Source organism: Vibrio tarriae (assembly GCF_002216685.1).
Taxonomy (GTDB): Bacteria; Pseudomonadota; Gammaproteobacteria; order Enterobacterales; family Vibrionaceae; genus Vibrio; species Vibrio tarriae.
The window spans coordinates 2,572,863-2,587,789 of sequence record NZ_CP022353.1 but is presented as its reverse complement, the minus strand read 5'-3'; the positions used below and the strand labels follow the sequence as shown (position 1 = coordinate 2,587,789).

At 50.9% G+C, this 14,927-nt stretch carries 13 protein-coding genes; 3 read left to right on the top strand and 10 right to left on the bottom strand.

Annotated elements, in window-relative coordinates; genetic code table 11:
* The first annotated feature begins 6 nt into the window (after positions 1–6).
* Both CEQ48_RS17620 and edd read left to right on the top strand, forming a co-directional pair.
* The gene (locus tag CEQ48_RS17620) at positions 7–522 is read left to right on the top strand and encodes a gluconokinase (protein WP_000919108.1); all 516 of its coding nucleotides are present in this window, start codon (positions 7–9) and stop codon (positions 520–522) included.
* Positions 519–2,315 carry a phosphogluconate dehydratase gene (edd, locus tag CEQ48_RS17615; protein ID WP_089072101.1) on the top strand — a complete coding sequence of 599 codons (1,797 nt, stop codon included), beginning with the start codon at positions 519–521 and terminating at the stop codon, positions 2,313–2,315. The genes CEQ48_RS17620 and edd overlap by 4 nt, the downstream gene beginning before the upstream one ends.
* Before the next feature lie 76 nt (positions 2,316–2,391).
* Here the strand turns inward: edd and CEQ48_RS17610 are convergent, their stop codons facing one another.
* The 10 genes from CEQ48_RS17610 to CEQ48_RS17565 all read right to left on the bottom strand — a co-directional run bounded on the left by CEQ48_RS17610 (position 2,392) and on the right by CEQ48_RS17565 (position 13,448).
* Positions 2,392–3,390, bottom strand: a complete 999-nt coding sequence (locus CEQ48_RS17610) for a LacI family DNA-binding transcriptional regulator (protein WP_000163081.1) — start codon at positions 3,388–3,390, stop codon at positions 2,392–2,394.
* A 139-nt stretch (positions 3,391–3,529) separates the two neighbouring features.
* A complete protein-coding gene (fis, locus tag CEQ48_RS17605; protein WP_000462885.1) occupies positions 3,530–3,826 on the bottom strand; it encodes a DNA-binding transcriptional regulator Fis in 297 nt (98 codons plus the stop codon).
* 23 nt (positions 3,827–3,849) lie between these two features.
* Positions 3,850–4,818 carry a tRNA dihydrouridine synthase DusB gene (gene dusB, locus CEQ48_RS17600; RefSeq protein WP_001905559.1) on the bottom strand — a complete coding sequence of 323 codons (969 nt, stop codon included), beginning with the start codon at positions 4,816–4,818 and terminating at the stop codon, positions 3,850–3,852.
* 139 nt (positions 4,819–4,957) lie between these two features.
* Positions 4,958–5,845: a 50S ribosomal protein L11 methyltransferase gene (prmA, locus tag CEQ48_RS17595; RefSeq protein WP_001145803.1), complete on the bottom strand. Its 888-nt coding sequence runs from the start codon at positions 5,843–5,845 to the stop codon at positions 4,958–4,960.
* Positions 5,846–6,124: 279 nt separating this feature from the next.
* Entirely contained in the window at positions 6,125–7,468 is a 1,344-nt protein-coding gene (gene accC, locus CEQ48_RS17590) for an acetyl-CoA carboxylase biotin carboxylase subunit (protein ID WP_000884888.1), read from the bottom strand.
* Positions 7,469–7,482: 14 nt separating this feature from the next.
* Positions 7,483–7,944, bottom strand: a complete 462-nt coding sequence (gene accB, locus CEQ48_RS17585) for an acetyl-CoA carboxylase biotin carboxyl carrier protein (protein ID WP_000354613.1) — start codon at positions 7,942–7,944, stop codon at positions 7,483–7,485.
* Between the two features lie 56 nt (positions 7,945–8,000).
* Positions 8,001–8,453, bottom strand: coding sequence for a type II 3-dehydroquinate dehydratase (gene aroQ / locus CEQ48_RS17580; protein WP_089072100.1), 453 nt, complete (start codon positions 8,451–8,453; stop codon positions 8,001–8,003).
* A gap of 381 nt (positions 8,454–8,834) precedes the next feature.
* A complete protein-coding gene (gene acs, locus CEQ48_RS17575; RefSeq protein WP_089072099.1) occupies positions 8,835–10,784 on the bottom strand; it encodes an acetate--CoA ligase in 1,950 nt (649 codons plus the stop codon).
* 202 nt (positions 10,785–10,986) lie between these two features.
* Entirely contained in the window at positions 10,987–11,616 is a 630-nt protein-coding gene (locus CEQ48_RS17570) for a 3'-5' exonuclease (protein WP_089072098.1), read from the bottom strand.
* Positions 11,617–11,624: 8 nt separating this feature from the next.
* On the bottom strand, positions 11,625–13,448 hold the full coding sequence (locus CEQ48_RS17565) for a CBS domain-containing protein (RefSeq protein WP_089072097.1): 1,824 nt from the start codon (positions 13,446–13,448) through the stop codon (positions 11,625–11,627).
* Between the two features lie 259 nt (positions 13,449–13,707).
* Here CEQ48_RS17565 and CEQ48_RS17555 point away from each other — a divergent pair, with 259 nt between their 5' ends.
* On the top strand, positions 13,708–14,898 hold the full coding sequence (locus tag CEQ48_RS17555; RefSeq protein ID WP_089072096.1) for a 3-phenylpropionate MFS transporter: 1,191 nt from the start codon (positions 13,708–13,710) through the stop codon (positions 14,896–14,898).
* Positions 14,899–14,927 lie beyond the last annotated feature (29 nt).

Genomic DNA, 14,927 nt, shown 5'->3' with positions numbered 1-14,927 from the left:
GTCGTTATGGCCGGTAGTAGCATCATTGTGATGGGGGTTTGTGCTTGCGGTAAAAGCACCATTGGTGAGTTATTGGCAAAGCAGACTGGGCGAAAATTCATTGATGGCGATGATCTTCATCCGCGTGCCAATATTCAGAAAATGGCCTCCGGCCAGCCGCTCAATGATGAAGATCGTAAACCTTGGTTAGAGCGCATTCGCGATGCTGCTTACAGCCTTGAGAGCAAAAATGAACACGGCGTAATTGTGTGTTCGGCACTGAAAAAGCAGTACCGTGACCAGATCCGCGAAGGCAACCAAAACGTGACCTTCTTGTTCTTAGATGGCTCGAAAGAGCTGATCATGGAGCGTATGCGTGCTCGCCAAGGCCATTTCATGAAAGAGAACATGGTCAACAGCCAATTTGAAACCTTAGAGCGCCCTGATGGTGAGCCGCAAACCCTGATCATCCCTATTGATTGTTCAGTGCAGGAAGTGGTGAGCTGTGCGATTCAAGCACTGCAAGAGCAGGAGGGTCTATGATTCATCCTATTTTAGCCAAGGTCACTCAAAACCTGATTGAGCGTAGCCGTGAAGCACGTGCGGCCTTCATTGCACGCAGTCAAGCACAAGAAAAAGCCGGCAAAGGTCGCACCTCACTCTCTTGCGGTAATTTAGCCCACGCAGTGGCGGCCTCTTGCAGCACAGAGAAAAAAGCGATCCTCGATTTTACGCGCAGTAATGTGGCGATTGTGACTTCTTATAACGATATGCTCAGCGCGCATCAGCCTTATCAGCACTATCCAGACCGCATCAAGATGGTGTTAGCCGAGTATGGCCATACCGCGCAGGTCGCCGGTGGCGTACCCGCCATGTGCGATGGCGTGACCCAAGGTCAGCCGGGGATGGATATGTCTCTGTTTTCCCGTGATTTGATTGCGCAGGCGACCGCACTCTCCCTCAGTCACAATGTGTTTGATGCCACTTTACTGCTCGGTATTTGTGACAAAATCGCGCCGGGGCAATTGATGGGCGCGCTTTCTTACGCCCATCTGCCGACTGCGTTTATGCCTGCGGGTTTAATGGCAACCGGCATCAGTAACGAAGAGAAAGTGGATATTCGTCAAAAGTATGCGGCGGGTGAAGTGGGGAAAGAGGCGCTACTGAATATGGAGTGTCAGGCTTACCACGCGCCGGGTACGTGTACTTTCTACGGTACCGCCAACACCAACCAATTGGTGTTTGAAGCCATGGGGCTGATGTTGCCGGGCTCGGCGTTTGTGCATCCTCATTCGGCGCTGCGCCAAGCATTGAACGATGACGCGACGGTAAAAATTGCCAGCATGACCCAAGGTTCAGCGCAGTATCGTCCGCTCTATCAAGTCGTGACCGAGAAAAGTCTGCTCAATGGGATTGTCGCTCTGCTGGCTTCTGGTGGCAGTACGAACCACACCATTCATATGTTGGCGGTGGCACGTGCCGCGGGGATTTTGCTGACCTGGCAGGACATCAGTGATCTGTCGGATGTGGTTCCACTGCTGGCGAAGGTTTACCCGAATGGCCCTGCGGATATGAATGCCTTCCAACAAGCGGGCGGCGTGCCAGCCTTAATGAAGCGTTTGCATGAAGCTAAATTGCTGCACTCGGATGTCACACCGGTATTTGGTGAGTTTAGCGATCAACTGACGCTGCCTGAGTTGGTGGCGGGGGAGCTGCGTTGGATGGCGTGCGAAGGCACGCGTGATGCGCAGGTGATCGCGGCGAGTGGCGAGTGCTTCCAAACCACTGGCGGCACTAAAATGCTGAACGGGAACTTAGGCCGCGCAGTGATCAAAGTCTCGGCGGTGAAAGAAGAACAACGCATCATTGAAGCGCCGGCGGTAGTTTTCCAGTGTCAGCACGAAGTGGAAGCGGCTTACCAGCGTGGTGAACTGAATAAAGACTGCATTGTGGTGGTGACGCACAATGGCCCCGCGGCGAATGGTATGCCTGAATTGCATAAATTAATGCCGATTTTGGGCAACGTGCAAAAGGCTGGATTCAAAGTCGCGCTGGTGACCGATGGTCGTTTGTCGGGCGCGTCAGGTAAAATTCCATCGGCGATTCACGTGTCACCAGAAGCGGTACGCGGCGGTGCGATTGGTTTAGTGCGTGATGGGGATTTGCTGCGCTTGGATTGCACAACAGGCACGCTTGAGAACTTAACCGACATGAGCCATCGCCAAGCTCTCGCCTTAGATACCGAGCGCGATCAGCAAATGTGGGGACGCGAATTGTTTAAAGTGATGCGCCAAGCGGTCTCTTCCGCCGAACAAGGTGCGAGCTTTATTGTTTAACCTTGGGTAAGTTGAAGCATCAAAAAAGGCGGTGTGTACCGCCTTTTTCATCTTTATCATTTGTGGAGTGCTGGTGTTACACACTCTCACCGGCAGTAAATCGATAGCCCATATCGACGACTTGCTGCTCGGCACGTTCACCTTTGAGTGCGGCAATCAGTAGCTCAGCGCTTTTTTCACCAATCGCATAACGTGGCGAATCAACGCTAGTCAGCTTTGGCGTGATGGTGCGGCCGATGTCCAGTGCGTTATAGCCAATCACGGAAAGCTGTTCGGGCACCCGAATCCCACGCTGCTGCGCCACCAATAGAGTACCAATCGCGATGTCATCGTTGGTGCAGAATACACCATCCAGATCGGGGTAACGCGCGAAGGCTTCATCAAGCAACTGAGCGGCGAGAGAGAAACTGGAGTGTGAGCCAGTCAGCACGTGCTTGATAGGCAGTCCGGCTTCTTGCATCGCTTGGTCATAGCCCTGCATACGCAGTTTGGTACGGGTATCGAGCCGTGCGCCGAAATAGGCGATCGAACGTTTACCCGCCGCGATAATTTTTTTCACGGCTTGATATGAGGCTTCAACGTGATCCATACCCACGGCCATATCAATCGGGTTAGCAGGGAGCTCCATGGTTTCGACGACAGGCACGCCAGAGCTGGCAATCATCTGCAAAGTGCGCTGAGTGTGATGACTTTCGGTGAGAATAAGACCATCGACTTGATACGCGAGCAGCGAAGCAATTTTGCGCTCTTCTTCCTCCTCATCGTAACCAAAGTGGGCGAGTAGGGTTTCATAGCCATTGGCTTTGGTCACCGCTTCAATCCCTTGCACAAAAGAGGCAAAAATTTGGTTCGACAAGGAAGGCAGTAAAATACCAATCGCTTTACTGGATGATTTAGAAAGCATCGCGGGGGCGCGATTTTCAATGTATCCCAAAGCCTCAACGGCGAGTGCTATCTTCTCCCGCGTGGCCGCAGCCACGGAATCCGGGCTTCTCAGATAACGCGACACAGTCATTTTTGTTACGCCAACTTGATCCGCCACATCTTGCAATGTCGCGCGCTGTTTTTTTGTCATAGGTTATTGAGTCTTTTATAAAATGTTATGAGTAACATTATGAAGAAGTGACGGAATGCGCACAACCATTGAGTGTGTGGAATACAAGCCAATAAAAAAGCCCTGACAAAGTCAGGGCTTAAAAAAACGTCGGTGAAGATTAGTTCATGCCGTATTTTTTCAGTTTCTTACGAAGAGTGCCGCGGTTGATACCCATCATGGTTGCTGCGCGAGTTTGGTTACCGCGAGTGTATTGCATGATGGTGTCCAGAAGTGGTTGTTCAACTTCAGCTAGAACTAATTCATACAGTTCAGTCACTTCTTGGCCGTTCAGTTGAGCCAAGTAATTTTTAAGAGACGCTTTAACAGAGTCACGCAGTGGCTTTTGCGTGATTTGGTCTTGTGAAGTTACGGTAGTAACGGTTAAAGCTTCTGAAGTCAGATTTTGTTCGAACATATTCGGTCTAGCTCTTCTCTTAATTATGATGCAACGTTATCAAAATACCCTTCGAGCGCATCGAGTTGCTGGTCAGCAGTCTCAATGGCGTTGAAGGTACGGCGAAACGCACTCGCTTGTTCATGCTCTTGCAGGTACCAACTCACGTGTTTGCGCGCAATCCGTGGGCCTAAGTACTCTCCATAAAACTGATGGAGTGCGGTTACATGACCAAGCATGATGTCTTTCACTTCCGAAATCGGAAGTTCTGGCATTGTGGTGCCGTGTTCCAAAAAGTGTTGGATTTCCTGAAAAATCCATGGTCGTCCTTGGGCAGGACGGCCAATCATTAAAGCGTCTGCACCGGTGTACTCCAGTACGTAGCGTGCTTTCTCCGGGCTATCGATATCACCGTTAGCGATAACCGGAATGCTCACAGCCGCTTTGACCGCTTTAATGCTGTCGTATTCCGCCTCACCTTTGTACATGCAGGCACGAGTTCGTCCATGGAGAGCCAGTGCTTGTATGCCGCAGTCTTCGGCTAATTGAGCAATCGAGAGACAGTTTTTATTGTCTGTATCCCAACCCGTTCGGGTTTTGAGTGTGACTGGCACATTCACTGCATTCACTACCGCTTTCAAGATGTCTTCAATCACATCCGGATAGCGCAGCAGTGCAGAGCCCGCGAGCTTTTTATTTACTTTTTTGGCTGGGCAGCCCATGTTGATATCGATGATTTGCGCACCGTTTTCAACGCTGAACTGCGCGGCTTCGGCCATCAGCTGTGGATCGCTGCCCGCAATTTGTACTGAGCGAATGCCCGATTCGCCTTCATGTACCATGCGGTTTTGCGATTTGGCCGTTTTCCACAACGCAGGATTGCACGACATCATTTCACTGACCGCCATTCCTGCCCCGTAGCGTAAACACAACTCTCGAAAGGGTCTGTCGGTGACACCCGCCATTGGGGCGACGATCAGATTGTTCTTAAGTTGATAGTTTCCGATTTTCAAAACGTCTTCACAGCTTCGTACCAGCAAGGGCGCGCATTTTACGCATTTTTTTGATGCCTGAAAAGACTAATATTTGAGCATTGGCAAATTGTTTTGCCAAATAGTCGATTTATCAGTCAATTAGGCCGCAAAGTCTTATCTAGCCTAGCTTGCGGCCAGAAATGCGACACCATTCGCTCTTTTCTGCGATGGGGTCAAGCTCCAGATCGTCACGGTAAAATTCCGCCACGCTTTCGGCTTGCGTATCCAGAATGCCAGACATGGCCAGTTGGCCGCCGGGCTTCAGGAGTCCTTTGATGATCGGAGAAAGCTCACGCAGTGGGCCGGCCAGAATGTTCGCGACCACCACATCGGCCACCAAACCTTCGGGTTGATCTTTTGGCAGGTAAACTTCGATTTGATCTTCCACGCCGTTACGCGCAGCGTTGTCTTTGGACGCCAGTAGTGCTTGTGGATCGATATCAATCCCGATCACTTTCGCGGCACCAAGTTTGATGGCGGCAATCGCCAGAATACCCGAGCCACAACCAAAATCGATCACGGTTTTGCCGCTTAGGTCGAGGTTATCCAGCCACTCTAGGCACAGTGCGGTCGTAGGGTGAGTACCAGTACCAAAAGCTAAGCCTGGGTCGAGCATCACGTTCACCGCTTGTGGGTCTGGCACTTCACGCCAGCTTGGGCAGATCCAGAGGCGACGGCCAAATTGCATTGGGTGGAAGTTATCCATCCATTCGCGTTCCCAGTCCTTGTCTTCCACTTGCTCCACTTTGTGCGCAAAACCTTCCGCGAGCATGTTGCTGGCTTTGATTTGCTGAAGGATCAGCGAGGTATCCATATCCGCTTCGTACAGTGCGACCACATCGGTATCGCCCCATAGGCGGGTTTCGCCCGGTAGAGGTTCAAATACAGGGGTATCTTTGGCATCGAGGAAAGTGACTGACACAGCGCCAGTTTCTTCCATCAGCATATCGCCAATTGCTTCTGCATTGTCGTTGGTCGCATTGAGTTTAATTTGAATCCAAGGCATGGCTTAAGATCTCATCGGGTTTAGATTGGCGCAGAGTGTAGCAGATTTGCCACTGATGTTCAGGCCAGAAAGTGGGCGGATTTAAAAACAAAAAGCCCACCGAAGTGGGCTTCATCCCCTGCCTACTTGAAGTTGCAGCGGTGTTGGCTACGTTCGTTCACCCCAATCACATAGTCTGCCTATGCTCATGGGGATTCACTCACTTGCCGCCTACCTGCAACTCCAAGTAGTTTGGGGAGCGTTGATTGGGTTATGCGCGATGAGAATAAAAACGGCGGCTTACTTGATGCCGAGTTTTTTCTCCAGATAGTGGATGTTGGTACCGCCTTTCTGGAAGTTCTCATCTGCCATGATAGCTTGTTGTAGTGGGATATTGGTTTTGATCCCTTCCACAATCATCTCATTGAGTGCGTTACGCATACGAGCAATCGCCACATCGCGGTTCTCACCGTAAGTGATGAGTTTGCCGATCATCGAGTCGTAATGCGCGGGTACGGTGTAGCCAGAGTAAATGTGTGATTCCCAACGCACACCCATGCCGCCAGGTGCATGGAAGCGTTCAATCTTGCCTGGGCAAGGTAGGAAGCGCTCTGGATCTTCGGCGTTAATACGACACTCAACGGCATGGCCGCGAATTTTGATGTCTTCTTGTTTGAAAGACAGCGGTTGACCCGCGGCGATACGCAACTGCTCTTTGATCAGGTCAACGCCAGTAATCATTTCTGTTACTGGGTGCTCAACCTGAATACGCGTGTTCATCTCAATGAAGTAGAACTCACCGTTTTCGTACAGGAATTCAAAGGTACCAGCGCCGCGGTAGCCGATTTCGATACACGCACGGGTACAACGTTCACCGATGAACTTACGCATTTCTTCAGTGATACCCGGTGCGGGTGCTTCTTCCACCACTTTCTGGTGACGGCGCTGCATTGAACAGTCACGCTCAGCGAGGTGAATTGCATTGCCTTGACCGTCAGCGATCACTTGCACTTCAACGTGACGTGGGTTTTCTAGGAATTTCTCCATGTACACCATGTCGTTGTTGAAGGCGGCTTTCGCTTCCGCACGCGTCATCTGAATAGATTTGGTCAATTCGGCTTCGTTACGCACCACACGCATACCGCGACCACCACCGCCGCCAGAGGCTTTGATAATAACTGGGTAGCCGATGCGTTTGGCGTGCGCTTTGTTTTTCGCTTCGTCGTTATCCAGTGGGCCGTCTGAACCTGGTACACAAGGTACGCCCGCTTTTTTCATCGCGTTGATGGCGGAGACTTTGTCACCCATCAAGCGGATGGTTTCGGCACGAGGGCCGACAAAAATGAAGCCGCTGCGCTCCACTTGCTCAGCAAAATCCGCGTTTTCAGACAAAAAGCCGTAACCCGGGTGGATAGCTACCGCGCCCGTCACTTCCGCCGCAGAGATAATGCGTGGAATGTTCAGGTAACTGTCGATGCTTTTGGCAGGACCGATACAGATAGACTCATCGGCCAGCAGTACGTGTTTTAAGTCGCGGTCAGCCGTGGAGTGCACGGCAACCGTTTTAATGCCTAATTCTTTACAAGCGCGAAGAATACGAAGCGCAATTTCGCCTCGGTTCGCGATGACAACTTTATCTAACATAAAGGTGGCCTCGATTATTCGATAACAACAAGCGGTTGGTCGAATTCAACGGTCTGACCATCTTCAACAAGAATTGCGGTCACAACGCCGGATTTGTCGGCTTCAATCTGGTTCATCATTTTCATCGCTTCAACGATACATAGGGTATCGCCTACGGAAACGCTTTGACCCACTTCGATAAACGCTTTCGCATCTGGGCTTGGTGAACGGTAGAAAGTGCCCACCATTGGAGAAAGCACTTTATGGCCCGCGGGCACTTTCGCGGCTGCTGGTGCTTCTGCTACCGCGGCTGCTTGAGCTACAGGCGCAGGTGCTGCCACTGGTGCTGGAGCGGCTGCGTAGTGCACTTGAGGTGCTGGAGCTGGTTGGCCATAACGACTGATGCGAACTGACTCTTCACCTTCAGAAATTTCCAGTTCTGCGATGCCAGACTCTTCAACTAACTCGATAAGCTTCTTGATTTTGCGGATATCCATGTTTCTTTCTCTTTTATCTTGTGAATAAGACAGCCCAAATGGGCCGCAGAGTGTCTTTATTGCTTGGCCTGCAATGCTCGGATTGCGGCAGACAAAGCGAATTCGTAACCTTGGGCACCTAAACCGCAAATCACCCCTTGTGCTTTGTCAGACAAGTAAGAGTGATGACGGAAGGGTTCGCGTGCATGAACGTTGGACAAATGCACTTCAATAAAAGGAATCGCCACCCCAAGCAGTGCATCGCGTAACGCGACACTGGTATGGGTAAAGGCCGCCGGATTGATAATGATGAAATCCACTTTGCCAAAGGCTTGGTGAATGGCTTCAATCAACTCATATTCGCGGTTAGATTGCCGATGTTCTAACTCAATGCCTGCTTTTTGCGCTTGATCGCGCAACGTCGATACGATCTGCTCTAGTGTTTGTGAGCCGTAGTGGGTAGGTTCACGCAAACCTAATAAATTGAGGTTTGGTCCATTGAGAACAAGAATGCGAGATTTTGCAGTCATTGTGTAGCCATCTTCCTTTATTGTGTGGTGAATAAGCAGTTTCCCACAAATTTACTTATTCGACATAAAGTTTTTGTCAAAAGTTCGCGGATTTTATTAAATTGCCCACGATTATAGCCAATTCATAACAAATGGCAGCAATTTACTGGTCTAATCACCTAGTTTCGGGGCGGAAATGTGCAGCGAAGTTAACAGAATTGGGCGCTTCAGAGGGATCCGTCATAGCCTGATCGGCTTGCACCGGAAAGTTCAGCGCATGTTCTCAGAAGATGGGCGAGAGAAAACAAAAACTCCGGCCATGAGCTGCACCGGAGTTTGAAATCGCAAGCAAAGGTGTATTCCCTTGTGACTTGAGGCTACAACGTCAAGCCACAGGGTTTGTTATTTAAGTTGTGCTTTTTCAGCAATCAGGCGGTCAACCACGCTTGGATCGGCCAGCGTTGAAGTATCCCCCAGGTTACTGGTATCGCCAGTGGCAATTTTACGCAAAATACGGCGCATAATTTTGCCTGAACGGGTTTTTGGTAGCGCATCGGTCCAGTGCAGAACATCCGGTGTCGCGATAGCGCCAATCTCTTTACGTACCCAATCTTTTACTTCTTTATGCAGTTCAGCGCTTGGATACACGCCATCATTGAGTGTGATGTAAGCGTAAATCGCTTGGCCTTTGATGTCGTGTGGAACCCCAACCACGGCGGCTTCTGCAATCTTATTGAATGCCACCAGTGCAGATTCAATTTCTGCCGTACCCATACGGTGACCGGAAACGTTGAGTACGTCATCGACACGACCGGTGATCCAGTAGTAACCGTCTTCATCGCGGCGTGCGCCATCACCGGTAAAGTACATGCCTTTAAAGGTAGAGAAGTAGGTCTGTTCAAAGCGGTCATGATCGCCATACACCGTACGCATTTGGCCCGGCCATGAATCGAGCAGCACCAAGTTGCCTTCGGCGGCACCTTCCACAATTTCGCCCATGTTATCGACTAGCGCTGGCTGCACTCCAAAGAAGGGGCGCGTGGCTGAACCCGGTTTCAACGCCGTTGCGCCCGGCAGTGGCGTGATCAAGATGCCGCCGGTTTCGGTTTGCCACCAAGTATCCACAATCGGCGATTTTTCGTTACCGATCGTGCGGTAGTACCACTCCCACGCTTCTGGGTTAATCGGTTCACCCACAGAGCCCATGATGCGCAAGCTGTCACGGCTAGTGCCTTTAATCGCTTCATCACCTTTGGCCATCAGCGCACGGATCGCCGTTGGCGCAGTGTAAAGGATATTGACCTTATGCTTGTCCACCACCTCGCTCATACGTGCGGTGGTGGGGTAGTTTGGCACACCTTCAAACAGAATGGTTTTTGCGCCATTCGCCAATGGTCCATACACCAGATAGGAGTGACCCGTTATCCAACCCACATCAGCGGTACACCAGAACACTTCATTGGGCTGATAGTCGAATACATATTTGAAGGTCATGGTCGCATAAACCAAATAACCGCCAGTGGTGTGCAATACGCCTTTCGGTTTACCGGTTGAGCCAGAGGTGTAGAGGATAAACAGCGGATCTTCGGCTTTCATCTCTTCTGGTGGGCAGTGGTCAGACGCTTTTGCGGTTGCTTCATGCCACCAAATGTCACGGTGTTCATGCCAAGCGACATTGCCGCCAGTACGCTTAAGAACCATCACTTTACTGATGTTTTTGACTTCTGGATTGCACAGTGCTTCATCGACGTTTTTCTTAAGGGGGACGGCGCGGCCGCCGCGAACACCTTCATCAGCAGTGATCACTAATTTTGCGTTCGAATCGATAATGCGTCCCGCCAGTGCTTCCGGTGAAAAGCCGCCAAAGACGATAGTGTGTACTGCGCCGATGCGAGTACAGGCCAACATAGCAACCGCCGCTTCTGGCACCATAGGCATGTAGATACAGACGACATCACCCTTGCGTACGCCTTGCTCTTTCAGCGCATTGGCAAAACGGCACACTTCTTGGTGCAGTTGCTTATACGTCAGGGTTTTGTCTTGAGTTGGGTCATCGCCTTCCCAAATGATCGCGACTTGGTCGCCACGGGTCGCCAAATGGCGATCAATACAGTTGGCAGAAACGTTTAACGTGCCATCTTCAAACCAGCGGATATCGATGTGCCCTGGGTCAAAAGAGGTGTGCTTCACCTTGGTGAAAGGTTTAATCCAGTCGACGATTTTGCCGTGTTCGCTCCAAAAGCCTTCCGGATCTTTGATGGACTGTTGATACATCGCCAGATAGGTGTCGTTATCGGCATGCGTATGCGCTTTGATGTTCTGTTTGACCGGATAAATATGGGCTTCACTCATTACGGGTTCTCCTTGTGAATTCGGCAAATTTCCTGAAAGGGCGCGTTTCAAACACGAGAGGAGGAAATTCGTTTCGTTTATAACTCTCAGTCAGAGCAGGGATTTCTACAATTAGACTTTAGGATGAAAGCCTGATGGGATGCGTGTGCAAGGCGAATAAGCGGCAAACCAGCGGGAGAGATCTCGCCGCCGACTTTCGGCGTTACACACCCGGTGCAATAAATTGTGGCAGATCGCCTTTGGTTAAACGCACAAACACCAAAGCGGCGGCAATCGCATCTTGCAGCGCATCATGTTTGTCTTGCAGTGGCAGATCCAGATGGCGGCAGATCGCCTCTAAACTGAGATCGAAATAGGCATTGGGCAGGTGTTTTTCCAGTTTATCGTGATAGATCTGGCTCACCTCAATCAGTCGGTTGGGGAGTGGAAACCCGAGATGTTTACGACAGGCGATATCCAAAATCGTTTTATCGTAACGAATGTGGTAGCCCACTAAAGGCCGATTACCAATGAAATCGATGAGTTGGATCAGCGCTTCCTTTTCACTCAGTCCATCTTGCAAATCTTGATGGCGAATTTTATGAATGCGAACCGAGCCCGAGTCGAGCGACTGCGGTGCGCACAGTCGCACTTCAAACGGCTGACTGGTCAATATACGGTTGTCGATAATTTTGGTCGCAGCGATAGTCACCAGCTCGGCACGTTTGGGATCTAAGCTGGTGGTTTCGCAGTCGAGCGAGACGTACTCCTGATGGCGAGCCGTTTCAAACAGCCGTTGATAGGGAGAATCCTTGAGTTTGGCGTGCCAGTAGCGGCGCAATAACCAGTTCATTCCGCACCTCAATCACGTATTTGATAGTGGTAACCGAGCCACTGTTTAAATTTTTTCACCACATGCAGGCTGTGACGCAATAAATCGCGCTCGGTACGGTCGAGCTGCTTGAAGTCGATCTGGTTAGTGCTGTGCTGATTACCAAGTTGCTGGGCTAGGCGCAGTTTCAAAAATAGCTTAAAGGCTTCGCTTAGGTTGTCGCCGGTCTCTTGTTCAAGAACGCGTTTGTGTACGAGGGCTTCAATTCGGTCAAAGGTGTTATTGGCCTCGATGGCGTGCTCCAAACTTAAGGCGCGCACACCATGTACGATGGGGAAAATGCCGCCTTGCTTAATATCAATCCCTTGCTTGCTGCTTTTTACGTTACCAAACAAGGTGAGCGGTACCGAGAAGTTGAGAGCCGGACGGGTGAATTCGGCCAAGATGAGCTCTTGATCGGCCATTAATTGGCGTAAATAGGTTTTCACTGGCGCCAGCAAGGCGCGGTTTCCGGCCACGGCATGGGCATCGGCAAAAATGGCGATGTCCATCACTTGTTCGGGGCGAGCGGCTTTCACCCAATCAGAAAGGGTGCGTTTCCATTCGCTTTGGCTGCGCACCCATTTCGGGTTATTGACCATCACTTTACCGGGGCAGAGTGGATAACCCAGTTGAAGTAAGGTGTGGGTGAAGTTTTCCATGATCGGTTGGCATTGGTGCCATTCCAAACCATCTTGAATGATCAGCGCGTTGTCTTGATCGGTTTTGAGGATCTGCTCGCCACGACCTTCAGAACCAAGTACGACGAGGCAGCACTGATCGTGCAAAGCAGGTGGTACCACTAGTTCAAAGGCTTTTTCGATGATCTGTTCATTGACGGCGGAAATCAGCTCCATCACAAAACGGGTACGCACGCCGCGTGACATGAGATTTTCTACCAATTCACGCTGTTTATTGGCCGCGAGTGCTAACTCATCAATGCTGGCGGCACGGGCAATCGCGAGCGTCAATACATGAGAATGGGTGGAGAATGCACTGAGGATCTGAATCATCGACAGCAACCCCACGGCTTGATTCCCATTACACACCATAACCCGTTTAATGCGTTGGCGCGTCATCATCACCATGGCATTAAACAAAAAATCGCCCTCATCTACGTGCAATACCGGAAAGGTGGCAATTTCACCGACGGGCGTATCCAAAGGGCGGCCTTCGAGCATGACTGCATGCAGCATATTGGTGCGTGTCACAATCGCGTAAGGATGGGCATGGAGGCGATCTAATCTTGGGTCATGCGGCTCAAGAGCGACTAACGCCGCGTCAATGCCCCGCTCTTTCATCAATTGAGTCACGGTGTTGAGCGGCAGATCTGGCGACAAAATGAAAGGCGGATGATAGATGGAGCTATCGACTTTAGTCAGAATGAATTCTGCGATGTTTTTCTGCTGCGCGGCGGCTTCAATTAATTCTTGGCGTTTGGCGAGGTTATTATCGAAATACGCGGCGAACTCGCCATTTTGCTCGTACAGCTGCAAAAAAATCGATTTGGGCAGCAAGTAGGAGAGGGTGTCTTCGAGCGCCATATATTGATGTTTGCTCAGTTCTTCAAACATGGCGCGTACATCAAACAGATCATCATTGGCGTAGTGTGCAAACACCTCTTTGCCGTCGGGGCTGCGTTCCTCAACCGTGCCTTTGATCAGAATATGCAGATGAGTCACAGGGTGCTGCGCATCAATCAACACATCGCGCTGGCGGAAATAGGCGACATCCAAAGCACTGCGCAATTGATGTTGCTGCTCAGCCGTCAGTCGATTAAACGGTGGTGACTGCATATTGAATTTATCAGGCATGAGGTGGCACTCATCATCGGGACAGGTTCACTAAGTGTGACAAATTTCCCCTGCCCCTCCAGACGACTTTGGTCTAATGCAGGCAACAAAGGCTTTTCTACGCTGCGATGATCCGCCGATTGACACCGGCAACTTGACGCTGAATCTGTTGATATAAGCAATCGGGAAACGATGAGTTGCGTAATCTTCCCTTTTTTAGACGCGAATCCACATGCATAATGTGCGCGCTTTATACCTCCCTTTTTGATTAGGAACGATCATGTTTACCCCCACTCCCTACGGTTGGATTTCGCAATATTTCATCGGTTTTTTCTTTGCTTACGGCGTGTATTTGCCATTTTGGTCACTCTGGTTTGAAGACCAAGGCGTTTCAGCGACCGACATAGGTGTCTTGGTTGGGATAGGCTTTGCGACGCGCTGTGTAGCGAATTTGGTGCTGACGCCGCGTTTACACCGTGTTGAGCAACTGATGCCCGCGCTGCGTTGGCTCAGTTTCGCGGCAATGCTGTTTGTCGGTTTTCACTTTTTTACGGGCGGCAGTTTTTGGCTGATGGCGTTGGCCACTGTGCTGTTTAACTTATGCTGTGGCCCTGTGGTGCCGATTTCTGATGCCATGGCCAACTACTATGCCAAGTTGAAAATGCTCGACTACGGGCGTACTCGTTTGTGGGGATCGATCGCGTTTATTGCCGGATCGACTGTGGTCGGATTTTTGGTCGCCAAGTGGGGCAGTTCGATGATTTTGTACACGGCGCTGGTGGGTGTCGCCGTCTCTTGGCTGTTGAGTTTGCGCCAAATTACACCGATGCCAGTCACCGAGCACGAGGCTCATGCGGTGCGCCCGAAGCTGAAGGAGCTTCTTACCGAGTGGCCTGTGGTGAAATTTCTGCTGCTGGTGGCCTTAATCCAAGGCAGTCATGCGGCGTATTACAGTTTCGGCTCGATTTATTGGAAACAAGCGGGTCACTCAGAAGACATCATCGGTTACTTATGGAGCTTAGGTGTGGTCGCGGAAGTCTTGGTGTTTGCTTTCAGTAAGCGCTGGTTCGCGGGCTGGAGTTTGCGCACACTATTCTTCGTAGCGTCGTTGGGGGTTATTGCACGTTGGGGCTTAACCGCCTCCACGACCACCATTCTGGCCTTAGTGGCGATTCAACTGCTGCATGGGGTCACGTTTGCTATCGCGCACATCGCGGCGATTCAGTACATCCAGCATGCGCCGCAGAATAAAATGGTGGCACTGCAAGCTCTGTATAACGCGATTCCACTCGGCGCGGTGATTGCGGCGGTGACCACTCTCAGTGGTTGGGGCTATGAGCATTGGGGCGCAGCCGTATTCTGGGCGATGGCCGCAATGGGCGGATTAGCATTATTGATCCGCGTTGATACTCCGCCTTCAACGGTACAAGATGGCAATGCACTGAAAGCGAAGCCTGAAGCACAGAATTAAGTCGTGCTGATTGAGTTCAAAAAACAACC